Origin of the sequence: Aminobacter sp. LjRoot7 (assembly GCF_964252895.1) — a bacterium.
Taxonomy (GTDB): domain Bacteria; phylum Pseudomonadota; class Alphaproteobacteria; order Rhizobiales; family Rhizobiaceae; genus Aminobacter; species Aminobacter aminovorans_B.
In genome coordinates this window covers 763951-785561 of record NZ_CAXUPX020000001.1, presented here as the reverse complement: position 1 = coordinate 785561, position 21611 = coordinate 763951, and the positions used below count along the sequence as shown (strand labels likewise).

The window sequence follows — 21611 nt, the reverse complement described above, 5'->3', positions numbered from 1 at the left end:
TCAGAGGACGAATGCAGAAGGCGCGATCCTACATGGGCGCGGTCTTTTCCTGGGCACTCAGTCCTTGATCGCGCGCGCCACCAGCCGCGCCAGTGCCGGGCCAAACAGCAGCACGATCAGGAAGCGCAGCATCTGCAGCGTCAGCACGAAGGACAGATCGACGTCCTTGGAGGCGGCGGCGATGATGGCGATGGAATCCATGCCGCCGGGGCTGGTCGCCAGATAGGCGGTCAGCGGATCGACGCCGAGGATGAGGTGCAGGCCAAAGGCCAGCGCGCCGCAAAAGGCCATCAGGGCGGCGATGGACCCCACCACCTGCGGCAAAGCACGCGCCGCATGGCGCAGGATGGGTCGGGTGAAATTGAGCCCGATCGACCAGCCGATCAGCGTATAGCCGACGGCCAGCAGCCATTCCGGCAGTTGCAATTCGACGCCGAAGCCGAGATGGACGATGGCACCGACAAGCATCGCGCCGACGAAATAGGGCGAGGGGATGCGCAGCAGATAGCCGATCGTACCGCCGACAATGGCAACGCCGATCATGGCGCCAAAGGCCGGCCAGACGATCGATGGAAACCACTCGATCCCTGGCGCTTCGACACCCGACGTGTCGACCCAGAGCCGGGCGATGACCGCTGCGGCGATCGAGACCATGATGACGCGCAGATACTGCATGAACGCGACGAGCCGCGCGTCGGCGCCGAAGGCGTCCGCCATCAGCACCATGGCGGTCGCGGCCCCCGGTGCCGAACCCCACACGGCAGTGGTGCCGGGCAGCACCTTGAGCCGCGAGATGAACCAGCCGAGGAAACTGCTCGCAGCGACGGTGGCGATGGCCGCACTCAGAAACAGCGGCCATTCGGCGGCGAAGGTTGTGAAGATGCCGGTCGAAATCGAACTGGCGACGAGGCAACCGATCAGCGCCTGCGCCGAAACGAACAGCGGCTTGGGCACCCGTACCGTGGCGCCGTTGCTCCCAAGCACGATGGCAACCAGCATCGGTCCGACAAGCAGGGCCGCGGGCAGATGCACCAGCTCGAACAGTCCGGCCAACAGAACCGAACAGATCAGCAGCAGGGCCCACTGCACCAAAGGCTTCTTGTCGGTAAGGGGGGCGGCAGGCTGCGGGTCAGGCTTCATGCCGCCGTCTTAGACCCATTCGGGCGGATGTGTCAGCCCGTGTTGTCCGCTAGTTGCAGCCAGTACGCACTTCGGCCCCCAGAACGTCACCATACCTCCAACGTCGCATTGACAGCGTAGGTAAAGTTCATACGCTCGCCGCTCCACGCGGTGGGCAACGAGGTGCCGCCGCCAAACGGGAGGTGCGTACTGATGATGAAATTCACCCGCCGCATGACATTGGCGCTTGGGCTTTCGGCTGCTTCGCTTTTGGCGCTGGCGCCGCAGGCAGTCGCCCAGCAATTCCCCGACCGGACGGTGACGTTGGTGGTGCCCTTTGCCGCCGGCGGCTCGACTGATGTCGTTGCCCGCATCATCGCGCAGAAGATGTCGGACGATCTCGGCCAGCAGGTCATCGTCGAGAACGTTGCCGGTGCCGGCGGCAACATCGGCGCCGACCGCGTCGCGCGCGCCGAACCGGACGGCTACACCATCCTGATGGGCACGGTTGCCACGCATGCGCTCAACCCGCTCATCCTCAAGACCAAGCCTTATGATCCAGAGAAGGATTTCACCCCGGTTTCGCTGCTTGTCGTCGTGCCCAACGTGCTCGTCGTCAACCCGCAGTTGCCGGTCAAGAACGTGCAGGAACTGATCGCGCTGCTGAAGGCCGAGCCTGACAAATACGCCTATGCCTCGTCGGGCAACGGTACGCCGCTGCATCTGTCGGGCGAGCTGTTCAAGGCAATGGCCGGCGTCAGCATCCAGCATATTCCCTACAAGGGCGCCGGCCCGGCACTGAACGACGTCGTCGGCAACCAGGTGCCGATCATGTTCGACAATTTGCCGTCCTCGTCTTCGCACATCAAGGGCGGTACGCTGAGGGCGCTGGGCGTCACCACAGCCGAACGGGCGCCGTCCTTCCCCGACGTGCCGACGATCGCCGAGTCGGGCGTGCCGGGTTACGAGACCTACACCTGGAATGCGCTGTTTGCGCCCGCCGGCACGCCAAAGGAGGTCGTCGACCGCCTGAATGCCTCGGCCAACAAGGCGATGACCGACCCTGCCGTCATCGAGAAGATGAACGGCTTCAGTGCCAAGATCGTCGGCTCGACGCCGGACGAACTGGCCGCCCACGTCAAGGCCGAGCTGGCCAAATGGGGGCCTGTCGTCAAGGACGCCAAGATCCAGATCGACTGACATTGCACGGGCGGCGCGCCGTGCTCCGCGATGCGCCGCCCGACTGTTCTTGCAAATGCCTTCCGTGGCACGCCATCGAGAGGATCGCTTGAGGCCAGCCCGTCCTCTATCTTGCGGTGAGGGCAGGCGGTGATGGGGTGCACGGCTGCATATTCAGCGCCCTGCCAATTTGCGCAGTTTCCAACACCAGAGATGGCACCAATCTTGGATCAGCGTCGTCAGCACGAGAACTGGGTGCGACCGACTGCGGCCATCGCTTCGACGTGGATGCGCTGCCCTCGAATAGACAAACCGCTCAGCGGTTTGCGCGAAATTTCTGCGATCCTGATTCACCGCGCTGCCGCGTGACAGCGGGCATCTCGAACGTACCCGCGCGACCGCAATCCCCTGCGCATCAAGTCTTCCCGGCCAGGCAACGCCTCAAGGCCTCGGCTATCGCTCGCTATATCCTTGACGTCACGCCGACGTCTTTGCCGGATTGTTGAGTCGCCACGCCCACTTAGGCCTTTCGGCTGCCAATCAGATTCAGCTTGTGCGGTGTCAATTGCGGGAGCATGATGCAAATCATTCGCATTTGCAAAATGACTCAGGATGGTTGAAGTGCCGACATTGTTTGGGGAGCGGCTCAGCCGCAGGCTGGTTTTGGCCGGCGGTATCTGCACCGCAGGGGCGACTGCTGCAGGCGTCACGGCAGCGGTAGGGCAGGCCTCACATGAAGGTCATGCGGCAGGGGCCACCCAGCCGCCCGCGGGCACCGATGCCTATCCGGCCCAGGCAGCAGGCCACAGCGGTGCGCATGGCGCGATGGTCACCGTCGGCGAGGTCGACAGTGCGCGCAACGGCTTCGACCCGGCCAAGATGCTGACCGACTGGGATGTCGGCGTAACATCTGTCCTTCCTGACGGGCGCACGCTCCGGACCTTCGAGGTCGTTGCCGAGGACAAGGAAATCGAGATCGCGCCGGGGGTGATGTTTCCGGCCTGGACCTACAATGGCCGCGTGCCCGGCCCGGCCTTGCGCGCCACCGAAGGCGAGCGCTTGCGCATCGTGTTCAAAAACTACGGTTCGCACCCGCATTCGATGCATTTCCACGGCATCCACGCCGCGCGCATGGACGGCGTGCCGGGCGCAGGCCTGATCAATCCCGGCGAGGAATTCACCTACGAGTTCGACGCCAAGCCCTTCGGCTGCCATCTCTATCATTGCCACGCGCTGCCGCTGAAGCGGCACATCCACAAGGGCATGTATGGCGCCTTCGTTATCGATCCCGATCCGGCGCGTCATCCCGAGCAGGCCGACGTCGCCCGCTCGCGGCTCTACGGTTCGCCCGAGAACGCTGAGTGGCAGGAATTCGTCATGGTGATGAATGCCTTCGACACCAATTTTGACGGCGAAAACGAGTTCTATGCCGTCAATACCATAGCCCACACCTACATGAACACGCCGATCCGGATCGCCAAGAACAGGCCGGTGCGGATCTACCTGATCAACGTCGTCGAGTTCGACCCGATCAACTCGTTTCACCTGCATGCCAATTTCTTCGACTATTTCGACCAGGGCACGACACTGACACCGACGCTGAAGACCGTCGACCTGATCACCCAGTGCCAGGCGCAGCGCGGCATCATCGAATTCACCTTCGCCGAGCATGAGTCCGGCCTCTACATGTTCCACCCGCACCAGTCGGAGTTCACCGAGCTGGGCTGGGTCGGCATGTTCGACGTCGTGGAGGACGTGGCATGAGGGACGCTCCGATCTCCGAGACCGAAGCCGAACTGCCCGGAACCACAGCGCCACGCCGCGCGCTGTGGTGGATCATCCTGCCGTTGCTCGCCTTCGCTGTGGCGATTGCGGTCCTTGTGTCGACAAATCCGCTGGCGCGCTTCAACAACGGCACGCCGCCGGTTGAGGACATCGCCTTCGAGCGCGTCATCCTCGGCAGCGACGGCATTCGCGTGCTGGTGCGCGCCGGCGGCTCCGAGCCGATGACCATCGCCCAAGTCCAGGTCGACGACGCCTACTGGCAGTTCACCCAGGATCCGCCGGGACCGTTGGCGCGAGGTGCTTCCGCCTGGATCCAGGTGCCGTTCCCTTGGGTTCTCGGCGAGGCTCACGCCATCAACCTGGTGACCAACACCGGCGCCACCTTCGCCCACGACATCCCGGTCGCGGTGGCGACACCGGTCGCCACCAGCTCCAGCCTGCTGTCGCAGGCGATCCTCGGCATCTTCGTAGGCATCGTGCCGGTGGCGATCGGCCTGATGTTCTACCCCGCCTTGCGCGGCGTCGGCCGCAACGGCATGAACTTCCTGCTTGCCGTGACCGTCGGCCTGCTCGCCTTCCTGATGGTCGATGCCATCGGCGACGCCTTCGAGCTTGCGGCGGAATCGGCGGCGGTGTTCCAGGGCAACGCCATGGTGGTGCTGGCGGCCGCTGCGAGCTTCCTGATCCTGATGGGCATCGGCCGGCGCAACGGCGCGCCAAAGGGCCTGGCGCTCGCCACCTATATCGCTATCGGCATCGGCCTGCACAATTTCGGCGAGGGTCTGGCGATCGGCGCTGCCTTCGCGGCAGGCGCGGCAGGGCTGGGCACCTTCCTGGTGATCGGCTTCACCTTGCACAACGTCACCGAGGGCATCGGCATTGCAGCCCCCATCCTGCGCGAACGCATCGCACTGTGGACCTTTGCCTGGTTGACGCTGCTGGCCGGCGGGCCGGCGGTGCTGGGCCTGTGGATCGGCAGCCTGGCGTTCGCGCCGCAATGGTCGGCGCTGGCGCTTGCCATCGGAGCCGGTGCCATCCTTCAGGTCATCGTCGAGGTCACCGCCATGATGCGCCGCCGCGAAGGTCCCGACGGCAATCGCCTGTTCAGCCCGGCCGTCATGTCCGGTCTCGCTGCCGGTGCTGGCTTCATGTACCTCACCGCGATGCTGGTGAAGATCTAGCCTGGTAAGGGTCTAGCGTCCGGCTGCGTCCAGACCGAAGCCGCCGACCGGCTCGGTCTCGATGCTGGTGTCGAAGCCGGCGATGATCGGCATCGCCTGCTTGATCGCTGCCTGGACCTCGGGCAGCTGCAACGAAGCCTTGTGGCTGTCGCGGTTGTCCCAGACTTCGGTGATCCAGATCGCGTCGACGTCGGCGGGATCCTTGGCGATGACATAGCTCAGGCATCCCGGCATGGCGCTGGAGCTGCCGAGAAGAATGGCCAGCAGTTCATCGCGTTTGCCGGCTTGCGCGCGCATCTTGCCTATCAGACCGAACATGTTCGCATCTCCTCGTCCGCTGGCTGGATAGAGCTTGCGGCGACGGCGGATGTCCAGAGGCAGCCCTCTGTTTCGGCACCGATGCCGACATTATCCTGACAAACGCGAAGGCTGACCGCCGGTTCAGGCGAAAGGAACCGCCACCGTGCCCTTGGGCAGCTTGGCTTCGTCATCGGGCTCGACATGGATGATAACCCGCACGGAGGGAATTTCCTCCTTCAGCGCATCCTCGATGCGGTCGCAGATGACGTGGCTTTCGCCGACGCTCATGTCGGCGTCGACGACAAGATGGAACTCGATGAAGGTGGCGCGGCCTGCGATGCGGGTCTTGAGGTCGTGCACCTCGATCGCGCCCTTGGAGTTGGCCGAGATGATGTCGCGGATGCGCATGTGCTCTTCGAGCTCGACGGCACGGTCCATCAGGCCGTTCATCGACGAACTCATGACGTGCCAGCCCTGCCAAAGGATGTTGAGCGCAACGATGACGGCGAGCACCGGGTCGAGGATCGTCCAGCCGGTGGCGATGGCGCCGACGAGGCCGACCAGCACGCCGGCCGACGTCACCACGTCTGTCATGATGTGGTGACCGTCGGCGACCATGGCGGGCGAGCGTTCGGCGCGGCCGACGCGGATCAGCATGGTGGCCCAGAAGGCGTTGATGACGGCGGCAACGCCGTTGATGCCGAGGCCGAGCCATGGCTCGTCGGCATTCATCGGCACGCCCCAGCTGCGCCAGACCTCGAACAGGATCAGCAGTGCCGCGACGATGATCAGCACGCCTTCGAGCACCGCCGAGAAATACTCGGCCTTGTGGTGGCCGTGCTGGTGGTCGAGGTCGGCCGGCTTGTGGCTGACCTTGATCGCCCAGAAGGCGGCCATGGCGGCGACGACGTTGACGATCGATTCCAGCGCGTCGGAATAAAGTGCCACCGAACCCGTCAGCCACCAGGCGACGAATTTCAGTCCCATCACGGCGGCGCCGATGATGATCGACCAGAAGGCCAGTCTCGCGACGCGCTTCTTGGCCGATGTCGGCTGGCTGCCGCTAGCTGACGATCCCTGCGTTTCGGTCTGGACCATGATCTCGCTTTGATGACTGGTGCCGCCCGCGGCCAGGCGGCCGCGAGAGGGAGGGTTGTCGATGTTGGCTAGGCCGCCTTGTCCTTGGCCTTGCGCGGCATGTGGGCAACCACGTTCTCGATCATGCGCATGCCGGCGTCGTGGCCGAGCGTCATGATCGATTCGGGATGGAATTGCACCGCCGCTATTGGTTCTTTCTTGTGCTCAAACGCCATGATCACACCGTCCTCGGTCTCCGCCGTGACGACGAAATCGCTCGGCAAGCGCACCGGATCGGCGAAGATCGAGTGGTAGCGGCCGACTGTCACTTCCTTTGGCAGGCCGGAAAAGACGATGCCTGGCTTGGAGATGCGGATGCGCGACGGCTTGCCGTGCATCGGCACCGCCAGCTGGCGCAATTCGCCGCCATAGGCCTCGGCCAGCGCCTGCAGGCCGAGGCAAACGCCGAAGATCGGCAGGTCGCGGTCCCTGGATTTCTTGATCGTCGCCGCCGTGTCGAAATCCTTCGGCGTGCCGGGGCCGGGCGACAGCACCACGAGATCGGGCTTGATCCGGTCGAAGATCTCTTCCGGCACCGGCGAACGCACGGTGGAGACGTCGGCGCCGGTCTGGCGGAAGTAGTTGGCCAGCGTGTGGACGAAGGAGTCCTCGTGGTCAACGAGCAGGATCTTGACCCCCTCGCCGACGCGCGCGGTGGCGCGCTCGGTGCCGGGAGCGTTGCCGGTCTTGGCGTCGCGGATGGCGGAAAGCATGGCTGAGGCCTTCAGTTCGGTTTCGGCTTCTTCTTCCTCGGGAACGGAATCGTAGAGCAGGGTGGCGCCCGCGCGCACCTCGCCGATGCCGTCCTGGATGCGGATGGTGCGCAACGTCATGCCGGTGTTCAGGTCACCGTTGAAATGGACCATGCCGATCGCCCCGCCATACCAGGCGCGAGGGCTCTTCTCGTTCTGCTCGATGAAACGCATTGCCCAGAGCTTGGGCGCACCGGTGACCGTCACCGCCCAGGCGTGGCTGAGGAAGGCGTCAAAGGCGTCCATGCCCTCGCGCAGGCGGCCCTCGATGTGGTCGACGGTGTGGATCAGCCGCGAATACATCTCGATCTGGCGGCGGCCGATGACGCGCACAGTGCCCGGTTCGCAGACGCGGGATTTGTCGTTGCGGTCGACGTCGGAGCACATGGTGAGCTCGGACTCGTCCTTCTTCGAGTTGAGCAGCTTCAGGATCTGCTCACTGTCCGAGATGGCGTCGTCGCCGCGCTTGATGGTGCCGGAGATAGGGCAGGTCTCGACGCGGCGGCCGTTGACGCGCACGAACATCTCCGGCGACGCGCCGATCAGGTACTCGCCTTCGCCGAGATTGATGAAGAACGAATAGGGCGAGGGGTTGATCGCCTTCAGCCGGCGCGAAATCTCCGAAGGTGCCGTCTCGCAGCGCTCGTAGAACATCTGGCCGGGCACGACCTCGAACAGGTCGCCGCGCTTGAAGCTGTCCATCGCCCGGCGCACCAATTGGGCATATTCGCCTGGTTCGTGGTCGGCGCGCGGCGGAATGCGGTCGGAAGGCCTGAACGGCTCCTCGACGCTGTCGCGGGCGATGCCATCGGTCGAAAAGCCTGCGCCGGAATAGTCGTAGCGGTCGTGCCAGGCCTTGGCCGAATAGTGGTCGACGACCAGGATCTCGTCGGGCAGGAACAGCACCAGGTCGCGCTGGCTCTGCTTGCGCTCGAGCTTGTGCTCGACCGGGTCGAACTGGAAGGCGAGGTCGTAGCCGAAGGCGCCGTAGAGGCCGAGATTGCTGTCTTCGTCCGACTTGAACAAGGCGGTGACGGCTCGCAGCACGGTGAACACCGAAGGCACGCGCGAACGCTCCTCCTCGGTGAAGACGCGGCCGGGTCTTGCGATTTCGAGTGCGATCAGGCGCTTGGTCGTCTCTGTGATCGTCAGCTCTTCGAGTGGCGCGAGCACTGCGCGGATGACCGGCAACAGCACCTCGCCGCGGCCGTTCAGCGCTTCGATCTTCATCGAGCGTCCGCGCGCCGAGATCACGACCGGCGGGTCGATGATGGCGGTGTCCCATCGCGTGTAGCGGCCGGGATATTCGTAGTTGGAGGAAAACACCGCGCCGCGCCGGCTGTTGAGCCCGTCGAGATAGGTCTCGATCGCGCCGTGATAGGCGGTTTCGTGGCGCTGCCGGGTGATCGACACCCCGCCTGACGTCACGTAGCGCTCGGCGCCGTTTTCAAGCAATTCCAACGTCATTCCCGTCTCCATCTCTTGCAGTGGGAGCGTCCGGAGCCTGGTTCGAAAAAAGCAAATGGCCGCCCGGAAATCCCGTTGCGGCCATCACAATTTTCACGCGCACGCGCTTCAAGAGGCCGCTGTCAGCTGGCCCGCCACCAAATATTCTGGAGCGAAGTCGTGTTCATGGCGGAATGAATAGCGGCGAATTCCGGGCCGTGCAACCGGATTTGCGTCGTCTTGCATTGCATTACCAACTGACCCTCAATTTGTTGTCCGCCGCCGCATCAGGACGACGAAAGCGATGCCGCCGATCAGTCCGGTGACGATGCCGAGCGGCATGTCCTGCGGTGGCACCACCGTCCGCGCCGCCATGTCGGCGGCGATCAGGAAGATGGCGCCGACAAGCGCCGACAAAGGCAGCACCCGGCGATAGTCGCCGCCGACGAAGAAGCGCACGATGTGCGGGATCATCAGTCCGACAAAGGCGATGACACCCGAGTAAGCAACGGCGCAGCCAGTCAGAAGCGCGCAGACGACGAAGACCTTGAGCCGGAAGCGCTGTGCCGGAATGCCGAGCGCGGTTGCACTTTCGTCGCCCAGCGTCATGGCGTTGAGGTTGCGCGTCTGCGTCATCAGCCAGACGCCGCAGAGCAAAAGGGCTGCCAGTGGATAGGGCAGGTGGCTCCACTGCGCGAGGCCGAGGCCGCCGAGCATCCAGAAAATAGCCACATGCGCTGCCTTGGGATCGCCGATGAAGATCAAAAGGTTTCCGGCGGCCGAGATGATGAAGCTCACTGCGACGCCGGCGAGGATCAGTTGGCCGGCCGATTGCGCCCGCGCAAGGTTGGCGATTGCGAGCACCAGCGCCGTCGCCGCCAGCGCGCCGGCAAAGGCGAAGACCGGCACAGTGATGGTGCCGAGCACCATGCCGGAATGGATCAGCGCCATGATTGCGCCAAAGGCCGCGCCCGACGAGATGCCGAGCAGGTGCGGATCGGCGAGCGGGTTGCGCGTCACCGACTGCAAGGCGCCGCCCACCAGCGCCAGCGAGGCGCCGACCACGGCGCCCAGGATGACGCGCGGCGCGCGCACGTCCCAGACGATGTTCTCGCGGCCGCTCGACCAGGCCGCCTCGACGCTTCCCGGTATCAGCTTGTTGGCGATCACGCCCCATACGGTCTCGAGCGGGATCGCGACCGGGCCGACGCCGACGGCGATGATCATGCTGACGACGAGCACCACGGCCAGCCCCGGGATCAGGGCCGGCAAGGCGTGGATGAGGACGTGCCTTGGCCCGGCGACGAGGTGGCGGTGCGACACGGATCAGTCGGCCCGCATCGCGGCGGCCAGCCGCTTGATGGCCGCGATGTTGCGCGGTCCCGGCGTCGCCTCATTATATTCGAGCACGAAGAAGCGGTTGTTCTTCACCGCCTCTATGTCCTTGAAGGCCGGGTTGGTGCGCATGAACTCGATCTTCTGCTCTGCAGTCACCTCGCCGTAATTGACGATCACCACCATGTCGGGATTGCGCTCGATGACGGGCTCCCAGCCGATCTCGACCCAGCTCGACTCGACGTCGTCGACGATGTTCTTGCCGCCTGCAGCCTCGATGATCGCGGTCGGCATAGCGTAGCGGCCGGCGGTGAAGGGCTTTTGCTCGCCTGAATCGTAGAGGAACACGCTGACCGGCTTGTCGAGCTTGGGCAGCGACGCCTGGAAGTCGGCTAGCTCCTTCTCGTAACCTGACACCAGCGCCTCGGCCTTTTCGCGCACGCCAAAAATCGCGCCGAGATTGAGCAGGTCGGCGTACATGTCCTGAAGCGACGACTTGTCCTTCTTCATGATGTGGATGCAGCTCTCGGTCAGCTCGTAGACCGCGATCTTGAAGGGCGCGAGCGTCTCGGGGGTGACGTCGCCGCCGACCTTCATGCCATAGTTCCAGCCGGCGAAGAACAGGTCGGTGTCGGCGCCGAGCAGCACTTCCTTGGTGACGTATTGCGGGGCGAGTTCGGGCAGTTCGCCGACGCCCTTGCGCAGCTCCTCGCTCAGCGTCTTCCAGCCGGAGACGCCGGAATAGCCGGCCATGTGGTCGGCGAGGCCGAGCGCCAGCATCATCTCGGTCAGGTTGACGTCGTGCGAGACGGCGCGCTTGGGCGCTGCCTCGAAGGTCACGTCGCGGTTGCAGCTCTTGATGGTGACGGGGAAGCCGCTGGTCATTGATGAGGCGCAGGTGGCGAGCAGGGCGGCGGCGATGATGGGCAGGCGCATGGAGGCTCCTTGGTTTCTGTCAGCGTTCGAGGTGAAAGGAAAAGCGCGGGCGGCCGGTGATGGGATGGTCGTCGAGGGTGGCACCGACGGAAAAGCTGTCGCGGATGCGATCGGGCGTCAGGATGTCGGCGGGCGCACCGCAGGCGATGGCGCGGCCGGCGTCCATCACCAGCACGCGGTCGGCATGGGCCGAGGCGAGCGCCAGGTCGTGCAGCGAGACGATGACGGTGCAGCCGAGATTGCCAAGCAGCTCCAGCACCTCGAGCTGGTGGCGGATGTCGAGGTGGTTCGTCGGCTCGTCGAGGATCAGAAGGTCCGGCTTCTGAACCAGCGCCCGCGCAATCATTACCCGCTGCTTCTCGCCGCCTGACAGCGAGCCGAAGTCGCGCGCGGCGAGTGCGGTGAGGCCGAGCAGGGCAAGGGCCGCCTCGACCTGGTCGTAGTCGTCGTCGCTGGTGCCGAAGCTCGTGACATGCGGGGTCAGGCCCAGCTCGATGATCTCGGCGACGGTCAGGCCGAAGTCGGAGGCGCTTTCCTGCAGCACTGTGGCGATGCGGCGGGCGCAGTCGCGCGGCTTCATCTTCCAGATGTCGGTGCCGTCGAGGCGGACGGTGCCCGTCGTCGGCTTGTGGTAGCGGTAGAGGCAGCGCAACAGGCTCGACTTGCCGGCACCGTTGGGGCCGACGATGGCGAGCAATTCGCCTGGGGCAACCGCAAGGCTCACCGGCTCGAGAATGCGCTGCGAGACGCGCGGGCCCCAGCTGACGCCTTCGAGTTCGAGCAGTGCCGGGGTGGTGCCTACGAGGCGGCTAGCGGCGTAGACGCGATCGAGCATGCCCTGTCTCCGCGATCGGGCGGAGGTGGCAGAACGATCCGGTGAGCGCGCCGGTACCGAAAAAGGCAGTCGCAACCATCATCATCTCCGCGGCACACCCCGGCCGGTTGAGTTAATCGGATGATGGCAGGTCTCCTGGCTTGCGGGTGATCGCGCCTCGGAGCCTTCCCGGCCTAATGGCCAGTGGCGTGTTTCCGATTTGCTATCCGCTCACAGTTGCGGGGGCAGCCACGGTTTCGCGTCAAAGCGACGTCTCACCGTGTTCCCATTTAATCCCGTGCCCGAGTCAGGCAGCAGGAACCATCGCTGTCGTGGCTACAGTAGCGACGGGTTGCTGACAATCGCTAAAGCGTCATGCCGCCTGCTGAATTGCGTCACGCCGGTCGAGCGCGAAGGAAAACAGCGCGACGCCGAAGGCGGACAGTGCGATGGCCGCACCGACGAAGGGCAGGTCGGCATAACTCACGCCCATCGAGATCGCGGCACCACCGGCCCAGGCGCCGGCAGCGTTGCCGGCGTTGAAGGCGCCCTGGTTGAGCGTTGCGGCGAGGTTCGGCGCCTCCGAGGCGGTCTCGACGACCCGCATCTGCATCGGCGGCACGATGACGAAGGTGATGACGCCCCACATGAAGACGAGCAGGATCGCGGCGGGCGCGGAGTAGCTGAGCTCGGCGAAGGCGACGTGGATCGCCGCCATCACCACCAGCGCGCCGATGGCTGTGGGCATCAGCTTCCAGTCGGCCAGCTTGCCGCCAATAATGTTGCCGATGGTCATGCCGCCGCCGAATAGCAGCAGCACCCAGGTGACCGATTCGACCGAGAGGCCGCTGACGTCGGTCAGGATCGGCTTGATGTAGGTGAAGACGGCAAACAGGCTGCCGGAGGCCAGCGCCGAGATGATCATGGCAAGCCACACCTGCAGCTTGCCCAGCACCTTGACCTCGCCCGCGACGCCGCCCTTGCCTGGAGGGGCGACGCCCGCCGGCACGAGGAAGGCGATGGCTACGACCGAAAGCAGGCCGATGACGACGACGGCAAAGAAGGTCGCGCGCCAGCCATAGGCTTCGCCGAGAGCCGTGCCACCTGGTACACCGAGGATATTGGCAAGCGTCAGACCGGCAAACATCAGGGCAATGGCGCTGGCGCGCTTGTTGGCCGGCACCAGGCTTGCCGCCACCACCGAGCCGATGCCGAAAAAGGCGCCGTGGCCGAAGGCGGTGATGACGCGGGCGATCATCAGCGTCCAGTAGGTGGGGGCGATGGCGCAGAGCAGGTTGCCGAGCACGAACATCATGGCGAGCCCGATCAGCACCGGCTTGCGCGGCAGTTTCGCCGTGCCCACCGCGATGATCGGAGCGCCGATGACGACGCCGAGCGCGTAGCCGGTGACCAGAAGACCTGCGGCCGGGATCGACACGCCGAGGTCGGCAGCGACCTCAGGCAACAGGCCCATGATCACGAATTCGGTGGTGCCGATGCAAAAGGATGCAACGGCCAGAGCGAGGATCGGCAAGGGCATGAGCGGACTCGGGGGAGCTGAAACGATTTAGATCTACATTTTCCTCATGTCTGTCACGGCACAAGCGACGTTGATGCATTGCAGCAATGCACAGGGCGCATGGCAGGCATACGTTAGGCGCAAGCGGTGGCGATCAGGACTGCTGGGTGAGGTCGCGCCGGAGGAACTCGTAGAGCCTGTCGACCGCCGAATTGGCTGTCTGCGGATTGCGCAGGATGCCGATTTCCATTTCCGGCAAAGGCGGCAGGCCCTCGGCTTCGCCAATGACACGCAGGCCGGACGGCACGCTGCGCTGGGCAAGGCCGGCGACCGCAAGACCCGCCTGGACCACGGCGACCAGCCCGAGCAGGCTGGCGCTGGAATAGGTGCAACGAAACGACCGGTCGGCGGCACCCAGCACCTGCAGCACGCTCTTGCGCGCGACGCAGCCCGGTTCGAACAGCGCGACGGGCAGCGGATCGATCTCCCAGGCGACGTGGTTGGGCGAGGCGACCCAAACGAGCCGTTCGCGCTGCAGCACCTCGACCGCTTGCTCCGGTCCCCGGGTGATGATGGCGAGGTCGAGCTTGCCGTCGGCGAAGGTCTTCACCAGCGAGGTCGACTGTTCGCAGATCAACTCCACCGTCACCAGAGGGTGGGCGGCAGCGAAGCGCGACAGCACCGTCGGCAGCAGGAAGGCGGCATAGTCGTCCGGCACGCCGAGCCGCACGCTGCCGGCTTCCTCGGGCCGGGTGACGCTGGCCCAGGCTTCGTCGGACAGTTTCAGCAACCGCCTGGAATAGACCAGAAGCTCCTCGCCGATGGCGTTGGTGGTCACGGCCTTCGGCCCACGCACCAATAGCTTCTTGCCGACGGTCTGCTCCAGCCGCTGCATCTGCATGCTGATGGCCGACTGGCTGCGGCCGACGCGCGCCGCGGCATTGGAAAAGCTGCCGCTGTCGGCAACGGCGACGAAGGTCCTGAGCAGGTCGAGGTCGAGCGGCATCGCCATGGCGGTATCAGCATTTCGAATAGGGTTCGCCAAATCTATTCGTTTGAATGAATTCGTCAATCGGAGCTTGCTTGGCCATCGCCACCGGATGACGCGCATGACCAACGCCTCCCGCTTTCCCGCCCTCAACCTCGCAATCGCCATGGCGATCGCCGGCACAGTCGGCGCCTTCGTCACCGAGGCGGGCGTGGATCCCGTCACGACGGTGTTCTGGCGCTGCCTGTTCGGCTCGCTGTTCCTCGGCGTCTGGTGCCTCGTGCGTGGTTATCTTCCTGACAGCTTGCTGTCTTGGGGCCGCCTGGCGCGCGCGGCGCTTTGTGGCGTCTGCATGGTGCTGAGCTGGACGGCCTTCTTCGCCGGTTTCGCCAAGACCTCGATTGCGGTGATGACCATCGTCTACCACATCCAGCCGTTCTTCGTGGTGCTGATCGGCGTCCTGTTCCTCAAGGAGCGCATCACCGCCGACCAGGTCGCCTGGATGGCGGCTGCCTTCTTCGGCGTCGTGCTGGCCAGCGGCCTCATCGTCTCCGACAATCCGGTCACGACCACCTGGATGATCGGCATCGCCATGGCGCTTGGCGGCGCCTTTCTCTACGCGGTGGTGACGATCCTGGCCAAGGGCTTGGGCGAGCAGCGGCCGGAGATAACGGTGCTGTGCCAGACAACGGTCGGCGTGGTCATGCTGGCGCCCTTCGCCAACTTTTCCGATCCAATTGCGCTGACGTCCTGGGGCTGGCTTGTCGGCATCGGCGTGCTGCACACCGGCATCGCCTATGTGATGATGTTCTCGTCCTATCCTAGGCTGACGACGCCTGTTATCGGCGTGCTCACCTTCATCTATCCCGTCGTCGCCATCATCATCGACTGGGCCGTCTACGGCCACCCCATCGGCATCGCCCAGGGCGTTGGCATGGTCCTGATCGCGGTCGCCACCCTCGGCGTACGGCTCGGCTGGCGGTTGCCGATGCGGCGCGGCTCCGCCGCCTTCGCCGGCCAGGAATGAAAAAAGGGGCGCCCGAGGCGCCCCTTCTGGTGTCGATACCCTGAGAACCTAGTTCTGCTTGGGCAGCCTGTAGGCGACGATGTAGTCGCCGCGATCGGGCGACTGGCGCGCACCGCCGGCGGAGATGACCACATATTGCGTCCCGCTTTCGTGCGAGACGAAGGTCATCGGCGTCGACTGGGCGCCGACAGGCAAGCGACCCTTCCACAGCTCCTCACCGGTAGTGACGTCGAGGGCGCGCAGATAATAGTCCTGCGTGCCGGCGTAGAAGACGAGACCGCCGGAGGTGGCGATGGGACCGCCGAGCGTCGGCATGCCGATCGGGATCTGCAGGCCCGTCTTCATGCCGAGCGGACCGGTGTCCTCCAGCGTGCCGGCCGGAACCTGCCAGACGATCTGGCGGGTCTTCAGGTCGATGCCGGTGAAGGTGCCGTAAGGCGGCTGGTGGCAGGGAACGCCGAGAGGCGACATGAAGCCGTTCTTCATGGCGCCATAAGGCGTGCCCTTCTGCTGCGACAGGCCGTCATGGGCTGCCGAGCCGCCATAGTTGTCGGTCTCCTCGCGCGGCATCAGCTGCGCGAACTGCGGCATGCGGATGTCGTTGACGATCAGAAGGCCTCGGGCCTCATCAATCGCTGCACTGCCCCAGTTCATGCCGCCATAATAGCCGGGATAGATGATCGAGCGGGTCAGGCCGGGAGGCGTGAATTCGCCCTCGTAGCGCATCTTCTTGAACTCGATGCGGCAGTAGAGCTGATCGTAGGGCGTCGCACCCCACATTTTGGCCTCGGTGAAGGGCTCAGCGCCGATCGCCGGCATGCCGACCGAATAGGGCTGCGTCGGCGACAGGAAGTCCTCCGGTACGCCGCCGGTCTGTGGCACCGCGCGCTCCTCGACCTCGGCGATCGGCTTGCCGTCGCGGCGGTCGAGCATGAAGATCTGCCCGCGTTTGGTGATCTGGATCAGCGCCGGAACGGTGCCACCCTTGCCATCCGGCACGTCGTAGAGCGCCGGCTGGGCGGGAACGTCGTAGTCCCAGATGTCGTGATGCACCGTCTGGAACTTCCAGCGCTCGCTGCCGGTGGCGATGTCGAGGGCGACGACCGAGGCGGTGTAGTCCTCGGCTGCCTTTGAGCGGTGCGCACCGAAGAAGTCGGGCGTCGCGTTGCCGGTCGGCAGGTAGACGAGGCCAAGCGCTTCGTCATAGGCCGGCGTCGACCAGACGTTGGGCGTGCCGCGCGTGTAGCTTTCGCCTTCCGGCGGCAGCTTGGTGATCGCAGGATTGCCGAGATCCCAGGCCCAGACCAGCTCGCCGGTGCGAGCCGAAAACGCGCGCACGGCGCCGGAGGGCTCGCCAGTCTCGACATTGTCCCACACCCAGCCGCCGACCATGATCAGGTCACGCGCCACTGTGGGGGCCGAGGTCTGGAAGTAGAAGCCGTCCTTTATCTCGCCCATGCCGCTCTTGAGATCGACGATGCCGCCATTGCCAAAATCCTGGCAAAGCTCGCCGGTCTTGGCGTCGAGCTGGATCAGGCGGGCGTCGATGGTGGTCATGACGATGCGGGCAGCGCAGGCATTGGGTGCAGCGGCTGGCATATCAGGCGTCGCGGCAATGACGCTTGCCGGCGCCAGCGGGTCGGCGGGGGCTGCGTTGGCCTCGGCCGGCGTCGTGCCCGGCTCATAGTAGCTGACGCCTCGGCAGCGCTGCCACAGCGGCGACTTGGCCTTGGGGTCGAACTTCCACTTCACTTCGCCCGTATCCGGATTCAGCGCATGGACGATGTTGTTGGGCGAGCAGGTGTAGAGCGTGTCGTTGACGAAAAGCGGCGTGCTCTGGTCCTGCGCGGTGCCTGCGGGGACATCGCCCGACTGGAAGGTCCAGGCGACCTCGAGCTTGTCGACGTTGTCGCGGTTGATCTGGTCGATTGGCGCGTATCGCGTGCCTGCAGGCGTGCGGCCATAGTGGCGCCAGTCGGTGGCGCTGGCGGCTGCCGGAGGTACGGTAGGGGCAGGTTCTGCCGAAGCCAGCGCGTTGCGGGTCACGCCATGCGGCGTGAAGCCGTAAAAGGCGGTGGCCGCAAGTGCCGCGACCAGCAGGGCGGCAAGCGCGAAAGGAGCCCGTTTGCCGGAGCTTGTCGGGAAGAGGGGGGCGAGCAACAGCGCCGGGATGGCGATCACGGCAGGCGCCACGAGGCGCGGGATCAGCGGCCAGAATTCCAGGCCGGATTCCCACAGCGCCCAGGCGATCGTCGCCGCGAACACCAGGCCGTAGAGCCAGAGGCCGGCCTTGCGGCGCATGATGTAGAGGATGCCGGAGGCGATGACGCCGAGACCGGCGAGCGCGTAGTACCAGGAACCGCCCAGGCCGATCAGTTGGACGCCGCCATAGACGAGCGGTGCCCCGATGATGACCATGAGCAGGCCGAAAAGAACCAGAAGCCAGCCGCCGCTGCCTCTGGATGTCTGTTGTTCTGCCATGTCGATGTCTCGCGAAGATTGAACCGAAAACCAGCCGCCCGGGCGGGCAGCGTCGGACGCGATCGTCATGTCGGCGCTCTGCGGAGAACTCCTCGCCTCTATCTCCGCACAGACGCCGCGGCCGGGCTCCGGCCGAGAATCTGATCGCATCCTAATAGATAATATGTTATCTTTCTTGAATGTCCAACGACGCTTCCGACCGCGCCGGTTTCGGCAGGAGCCTGCTCTCCGTGGCCCGGCTCTGGCGCCATGCGGCGGACCGCGCGCTCGACGATTGCGGCTTGTCGCATGCCACCGCCATGCCGTTGCTGACGCTGTCGCGGCTGGGCGACAACATCCGCCAGGGCGTGATCGCCGACCATCTCGGTTTCGAGGGCCCGTCGCTGGTGCGCATCGTCGATCTGCTCGCCGCCGACGGCCTGATCACGCGCAGCGGCGACCCCGGCGACCGCCGCGCCAAGATCCTGTCGCTGACCGATGCCGGCCGCAGCCGCGTCGAAGAGATCGAGCAGATCCTCGAACGCCTGCGTACCGAGCTCCTGGCCGACGAGGACACAGCGGAACTAAAGATCGCGCTTGGTATGCTCACGCGCTTGGAGCAGCGGCTGCTTGCGGCGGGTTCGGATAGCTGAGGGCTGGACATCGTTCCGCTGCTCGGGACCGTAACCGCCGCTCGTCCGTCACGGCATGGAAACGGCCGCGGTGGCCCTGACCAATCTGGGGTCCAGACCCTGCGCCTCGGCCAAATATTGCGTGCAGCGCCATGCCGTGCCCTGACAGCTGCCGCGATGGTTCCAACGCAGGCAGCAGCGATTACCCCCGTTTCTGGCAACTCACTTACCGTCTTCTGTGCTATGGCCAGAATGCCTCACGCTGATAGGTTCCGGCCCTCACTCATCCAAGGAGGCAAGATTCCATGACCAGCCAGATCGACAAGGCCAAGGCCTTTCATGCCCTGCATGTGAAGGGCGACCCGGTGGTTCTCTACAACATCTGGGATCCGGGTAGCGCCAACATCGTCGCCAAGGCCGGCGCCAAGGCGATTGCCACGGGCAGCTGGCCGGTTGCCGCCGCCTTCGGTTTTGCCGATGGCGAGAAGATTCCGCTCGACCTGGCGCTCTACAACATGCGCCGCATCGTCGCCGCCACAGAGCTGCCGGTCACGATGGATCTCGAGGGCGGCTATGGCGTCGAGCCCGAGGCGGTCGCCGCGACCGTGACGCGGGCGCTTGCAGAAGGGGTGATCGGCTTCAACTTCGAGGACCAGATCGTCGGCGGCAGCGGCCTGCATGACATCGCCGTCCAGGTGAAGCGCATTACGGCAGCCGCCGATGCCGTCAAGGCATCCGGCATTCCGGCCTTCATCAACGCTCGCACCGACATCTTCCTGAAGGCTAAGCCCGACGAGCACAATGACGCGCTGGTCGATGCCGCGATCGAACGCGCCGAGGCCTATGCCAAGGCTGGCGCGCACGGCTTCTTCGCGCCGGGCCTCGGCAACGAGGCGCTGATCGGCAAGCTCTGCAAGGCGGTCTCGCTGCCCGTGAACATCATCGCGCTCGCCCATGTGCCGCCGAAGACGAAGCTGGCCGAGCTTGGCGTCGCCCGCATCAGCTATGGTCCGGTGCCATACCGCCAGATGGCCGAGTGGCTGGAGGCCAAGGCGCGCGCGGCCTTCGAATAGGCCGAACAGAGTTGGCCCGTCCCGGTCGACGGCGCGGGCCGTTCCTAGGCCAGCGGCTTCAGCTCGATGGCGATCGTCGGCAGAAGCTCCGATACCGTCGGGTGGATGTGGACCGCGCGCTGCAAGGTCTCGATCGGCGCCTTGGCATACATCAGGTCGAGCACCGCATGGATCGCCTCGTCGCCGCCGGTGCCCAGCACCGAGGCGCCGAGGATCTGCCTTGTGTCGGCGTCGACAAGGATCTTCATGAAGCCTTGCGTCTCGCCTTTTTCAACGGCGCGGCCGACACGTGTCATCGGCCGTTCGCCTGCCAGCACCTTGCGGCCGGACTTGCGCGCGGCTGTCTCCGTCATGCCGGCGCGGCCGAGCGGCGGGTCGATGTAAAGCGCATAGGCCTCGATGCGGTCGCTGACCTTGCGCGGATCGTTGTCCAGGAGGTTGGCGGCGACGATCTCGAAGTCGTTGTAGGCGGTGTGGGTGAAGGCGCCCTTGCCGTTGCAATCGCCCATCGCCCAGATGTGCGGGACATTGGTCCTTAGCTGGTCGTCGACCTCGATGTAGCCGCGCTTGTCCATGGCGACGCCAGCCTTGTCGAGGCCGAGGTCGTCGGTGTTCGGCTTGCGGCCGATGGCGAGGAGCACATGCGAACCGACCACGGCGCGGTCGCCTGATGTGCAGTCCACACCGACCTGCACGCCATTGGCATGGCGCGCAAAGCTGATGCATTCGGCGTTGAGCCTGAGGGCGATGCCCTCGTGCTCGAGAATGCCCTTCACCGCCTCGGAAACATCCTCGTCCTCGCGCGAGATCAGCCGCGGGCCCTTTTCGACGACCGTCACCTCAGAGCCGAAGCGGCGGAACATCTGGGCGAATTCCAGTCCGATATAGCTGCCGCCGACAACCACGAGATGGCGCGGCAGGAAATCCACCTCCATCATCGATGTGTTGGTGAGATAAGTGACGTCGCCGATGCCGGGCATGTCGAGGATGTTGGCGCGGCCACCGACATTGATGAAGATGCGTTCGCCATGCAGCAACTCGTCACCGACACGCACCTCGTGCGGCCCTTCGAAACGGGCGTGGCCGCGATAGAGCGTGCAGCCTTTCATGCCGCCGATCCAGTCTTCCAGCCCGCTGCGTGAATCGACTGTCACCTTGTCCTTGCGCGCCTTGACCGCCTTCATGTCGACCGAAACGCTGCCTGTCGAGACGCCATAGTCGGCGCCGGTGCGGGCGAGATGGGCGGCATAGGCGCTTGCCACCATGGTCTTGGTCGGCTTGCAGCCGGTGTTGATGCAGGTGCCGCCGACAAGCTTGCGCTCGATCAGCGCCACCGTCTGCCCCGCCGCCGTCAGCCGTCCGGCCAAAGGCGGACCGGCCTGGCCGCAGCCGATGATGATGGCGTCGAATTTGTGCGCCGCGCTCATGCAACGATGCTCACGATCCAGAGCGCGCCGAGTACCGCCACCGCATCCTCGATCAAGGCTGCCGGCAGGTCCTTGCCGAACGATTTTGCGAGGCTTCCCCGCACGGCCGCGCCGCCGAGCGTGCCGAGGATCGCGCCGATGACACCGGCTGCCAGTCCGCCAATGACGACGCCGCCGACGGTTCCGATGACGGCGCCAGTCAGCGCGCCCATGACGATGCGTGTGCCGAACTGCACAGGCACCTTGCGGCTCGGTGTCGACGGCAACTGGTCGGTGATCAATTCGACGATGGCCAGCACGGTGAAAATGGCGACCGCGATCCAGTGGCCCATGAAGCCGGCCCAGGTGCCGGCCAGTGGCAGCCAGCCGAGCCAGGCGCCCCAGGCGACGGCGGCCGGTGCTGTCATGGCCCGGAGGCCGGCAACAATGCCGATGAGAAGCGCGAGCAGGTAGATCATCCTTCGTCCCCCGTGGATGTGTCTGGTCTGGAAGTGCACTTTG

18 protein-coding genes and 1 riboswitch are annotated in these 21611 nt (G+C 65.1%); of the genes, 6 read left to right on the top strand and 12 right to left on the bottom strand.

Going from position 1 to position 21611, the window contains the following annotated elements; genetic code table 11:
- Positions 1 to 57: 57 nt before the first annotated feature.
- Positions 58 to 1140 (bottom strand): AbrB family transcriptional regulator, encoded by a 1083-nt coding sequence (locus tag ACSQ3E_RS03820; RefSeq protein ID WP_436121673.1) that lies wholly within the window; start codon positions 1138 to 1140, stop codon positions 58 to 60.
- Between the two features lie 192 nt (positions 1141 to 1332).
- Here ACSQ3E_RS03820 and ACSQ3E_RS03815 point away from each other — a divergent pair, with 192 nt between their 5' ends.
- The 3 genes from ACSQ3E_RS03815 (at position 1333) to ACSQ3E_RS03805 (ending at position 5264) form a co-directional block, all read left to right on the top strand.
- Complete coding sequence (locus tag ACSQ3E_RS03815) at positions 1333 to 2319, top strand: Bug family tripartite tricarboxylate transporter substrate binding protein (protein WP_436121672.1); 987 nt, start codon at positions 1333 to 1335, stop codon at positions 2317 to 2319.
- Positions 2320 to 2910: 591 nt separating this feature from the next.
- Positions 2911 to 4062, top strand: a complete 1152-nt coding sequence (locus ACSQ3E_RS03810; protein WP_436121671.1) for a multicopper oxidase domain-containing protein — start codon at positions 2911 to 2913, stop codon at positions 4060 to 4062.
- Complete coding sequence (locus tag ACSQ3E_RS03805) at positions 4059 to 5264, top strand: ZIP family metal transporter (RefSeq protein ID WP_436121670.1); 1206 nt, start codon at positions 4059 to 4061, stop codon at positions 5262 to 5264. The genes ACSQ3E_RS03810 and ACSQ3E_RS03805 overlap by 4 nt, the downstream gene beginning before the upstream one ends.
- 12 nt (positions 5265 to 5276) lie before the next feature.
- Here ACSQ3E_RS03805 and ACSQ3E_RS03800 read toward each other — a convergent pair whose 3' ends face one another.
- The 8 genes from ACSQ3E_RS03800 to ACSQ3E_RS03765 form a co-directional block, all read right to left on the bottom strand.
- Positions 5277 to 5582 (bottom strand): putative quinol monooxygenase, encoded by a 306-nt coding sequence (locus ACSQ3E_RS03800; RefSeq protein WP_436121669.1) that lies wholly within the window; start codon positions 5580 to 5582, stop codon positions 5277 to 5279.
- A gap of 123 nt (positions 5583 to 5705) precedes the next feature.
- The gene (locus ACSQ3E_RS03795) at positions 5706 to 6662 is read right to left on the bottom strand and encodes a cation diffusion facilitator family transporter (protein WP_436121668.1); all 957 of its coding nucleotides are present in this window, start codon (positions 6660 to 6662) and stop codon (positions 5706 to 5708) included.
- Between the two features lie 68 nt (positions 6663 to 6730).
- Complete coding sequence (locus ACSQ3E_RS03790) at positions 6731 to 8920, bottom strand: anthranilate synthase (protein WP_436121667.1); 2190 nt, start codon at positions 8918 to 8920, stop codon at positions 6731 to 6733.
- 243 nt (positions 8921 to 9163) lie between these two features.
- Positions 9164 to 10126 (bottom strand): FecCD family ABC transporter permease, encoded by a 963-nt coding sequence (locus ACSQ3E_RS03785; protein WP_436121969.1) that lies wholly within the window; start codon positions 10124 to 10126, stop codon positions 9164 to 9166.
- Between the two features lie 99 nt (positions 10127 to 10225).
- A complete protein-coding gene (locus tag ACSQ3E_RS03780; protein ID WP_436121666.1) occupies positions 10226 to 11170 on the bottom strand; it encodes an ABC transporter substrate-binding protein in 945 nt (314 codons plus the stop codon).
- 19 nt (positions 11171 to 11189) lie between these two features.
- Positions 11190 to 12005 (bottom strand): ABC transporter ATP-binding protein, encoded by an 816-nt coding sequence (locus tag ACSQ3E_RS03775; protein ID WP_436121665.1) that lies wholly within the window; start codon positions 12003 to 12005, stop codon positions 11190 to 11192.
- 108 nt (positions 12006 to 12113) lie between these two features.
- A riboswitch (cobalamin riboswitch) is annotated at positions 12114 to 12325 on the bottom strand.
- Between the two features lie 32 nt (positions 12326 to 12357).
- On the bottom strand, positions 12358 to 13524 hold the full coding sequence (locus ACSQ3E_RS03770; RefSeq protein WP_436121664.1) for an MFS transporter: 1167 nt from the start codon (positions 13522 to 13524) through the stop codon (positions 12358 to 12360).
- A 133-nt stretch (positions 13525 to 13657) separates the two neighbouring features.
- Positions 13658 to 14515 (bottom strand): LysR substrate-binding domain-containing protein, encoded by an 858-nt coding sequence (locus tag ACSQ3E_RS03765; RefSeq protein ID WP_436121663.1) that lies wholly within the window; start codon positions 14513 to 14515, stop codon positions 13658 to 13660.
- 97 nt (positions 14516 to 14612) lie between these two features.
- Here ACSQ3E_RS03765 and ACSQ3E_RS03760 point away from each other — a divergent pair, with 97 nt between their 5' ends.
- The gene (locus tag ACSQ3E_RS03760) at positions 14613 to 15518 is read left to right on the top strand and encodes a DMT family transporter (protein ID WP_436121662.1); all 906 of its coding nucleotides are present in this window, start codon (positions 14613 to 14615) and stop codon (positions 15516 to 15518) included.
- Between the two features lie 48 nt (positions 15519 to 15566).
- Here ACSQ3E_RS03760 and ACSQ3E_RS03755 read toward each other — a convergent pair whose 3' ends face one another.
- Positions 15567 to 17999, bottom strand: coding sequence for a membrane-bound PQQ-dependent dehydrogenase, glucose/quinate/shikimate family (locus tag ACSQ3E_RS03755; protein WP_436121661.1), 2433 nt, complete (start codon positions 17997 to 17999; stop codon positions 15567 to 15569).
- Positions 18000 to 18178: 179 nt separating this feature from the next.
- Between ACSQ3E_RS03755 and ACSQ3E_RS03750 the strand changes: the two genes are divergently transcribed.
- Complete coding sequence (locus tag ACSQ3E_RS03750) at positions 18179 to 18631, top strand: MarR family winged helix-turn-helix transcriptional regulator (protein ID WP_436121660.1); 453 nt, start codon at positions 18179 to 18181, stop codon at positions 18629 to 18631.
- A 284-nt stretch (positions 18632 to 18915) separates the two neighbouring features.
- Positions 18916 to 19683: an isocitrate lyase/PEP mutase family protein gene (locus ACSQ3E_RS03745; protein ID WP_436121659.1), complete on the top strand. Its 768-nt coding sequence runs from the start codon at positions 18916 to 18918 to the stop codon at positions 19681 to 19683.
- A gap of 44 nt (positions 19684 to 19727) precedes the next feature.
- Here ACSQ3E_RS03745 and ACSQ3E_RS03740 read toward each other — a convergent pair whose 3' ends face one another.
- On the bottom strand, positions 19728 to 21110 hold the full coding sequence (locus tag ACSQ3E_RS03740) for an FAD-containing oxidoreductase (RefSeq protein WP_436121658.1): 1383 nt from the start codon (positions 21108 to 21110) through the stop codon (positions 19728 to 19730).
- The gene (locus tag ACSQ3E_RS03735; protein ID WP_436121657.1) at positions 21107 to 21568 is read right to left on the bottom strand and encodes a DUF4126 domain-containing protein; all 462 of its coding nucleotides are present in this window, start codon (positions 21566 to 21568) and stop codon (positions 21107 to 21109) included. Before ACSQ3E_RS03735 ends, ACSQ3E_RS03740 begins: the two co-directional genes overlap by 4 nt.
- Between the last annotated feature and the right edge of the window lie 43 nt (positions 21569 to 21611).

Coding starts and splice junctions, on each gene's coding strand:
- ACSQ3E_RS03760 (WP_436121662.1), top strand. CDS start 14,613: ATGACCAACGCCTCCCGCTTTCCCGCCCTCAACCTCGCAATCGCCATG.
- ACSQ3E_RS03740 (WP_436121658.1), bottom strand. CDS start 21,110: ATGAGCGCGGCGCACAAATTCGACGCCATCATCATCGGCTGCGGCCAG.
- ACSQ3E_RS03780 (WP_436121666.1), bottom strand. CDS start 11,170: ATGCGCCTGCCCATCATCGCCGCCGCCCTGCTCGCCACCTGCGCCTCA.
- ACSQ3E_RS03750 (WP_436121660.1), top strand. CDS start 18,179: ATGTCCAACGACGCTTCCGACCGCGCCGGTTTCGGCAGGAGCCTGCTC.
- ACSQ3E_RS03795 (WP_436121668.1), bottom strand. CDS start 6,662: ATGGTCCAGACCGAAACGCAGGGATCGTCAGCTAGCGGCAGCCAGCCG.
- ACSQ3E_RS03820 (WP_436121673.1), bottom strand. CDS start 1,140: ATGAAGCCTGACCCGCAGCCTGCCGCCCCCCTTACCGACAAGAAGCCT.
- ACSQ3E_RS03735 (WP_436121657.1), bottom strand. CDS start 21,568: ATGATCTACCTGCTCGCGCTTCTCATCGGCATTGTTGCCGGCCTCCGG.
- ACSQ3E_RS03815 (WP_436121672.1), top strand. CDS start 1,333: ATGATGAAATTCACCCGCCGCATGACATTGGCGCTTGGGCTTTCGGCT.
- ACSQ3E_RS03755 (WP_436121661.1), bottom strand. CDS start 17,999: ATGGCAGAACAACAGACATCCAGAGGCAGCGGCGGCTGGCTTCTGGTT.
- ACSQ3E_RS03800 (WP_436121669.1), bottom strand. CDS start 5,582: ATGTTCGGTCTGATAGGCAAGATGCGCGCGCAAGCCGGCAAACGCGAT.
- ACSQ3E_RS03770 (WP_436121664.1), bottom strand. CDS start 13,524: ATGCCCTTGCCGATCCTCGCTCTGGCCGTTGCATCCTTTTGCATCGGC.
- ACSQ3E_RS03810 (WP_436121671.1), top strand. CDS start 2,911: ATGGTTGAAGTGCCGACATTGTTTGGGGAGCGGCTCAGCCGCAGGCTG.
- ACSQ3E_RS03775 (WP_436121665.1), bottom strand. CDS start 12,005: ATGCTCGATCGCGTCTACGCCGCTAGCCGCCTCGTAGGCACCACCCCG.
- ACSQ3E_RS03790 (WP_436121667.1), bottom strand. CDS start 8,920: ATGACGTTGGAATTGCTTGAAAACGGCGCCGAGCGCTACGTGACGTCA.
- ACSQ3E_RS03765 (WP_436121663.1), bottom strand. CDS start 14,515: ATGGCGATGCCGCTCGACCTCGACCTGCTCAGGACCTTCGTCGCCGTT.
- ACSQ3E_RS03805 (WP_436121670.1), top strand. CDS start 4,059: ATGAGGGACGCTCCGATCTCCGAGACCGAAGCCGAACTGCCCGGAACC.
- ACSQ3E_RS03785 (WP_436121969.1), bottom strand. CDS start 10,126: ATGATCATCGCCGTCGGCGTCGGCCCGGTCGCGATCCCGCTCGAGACC.
- ACSQ3E_RS03745 (WP_436121659.1), top strand. CDS start 18,916: ATGACCAGCCAGATCGACAAGGCCAAGGCCTTTCATGCCCTGCATGTG.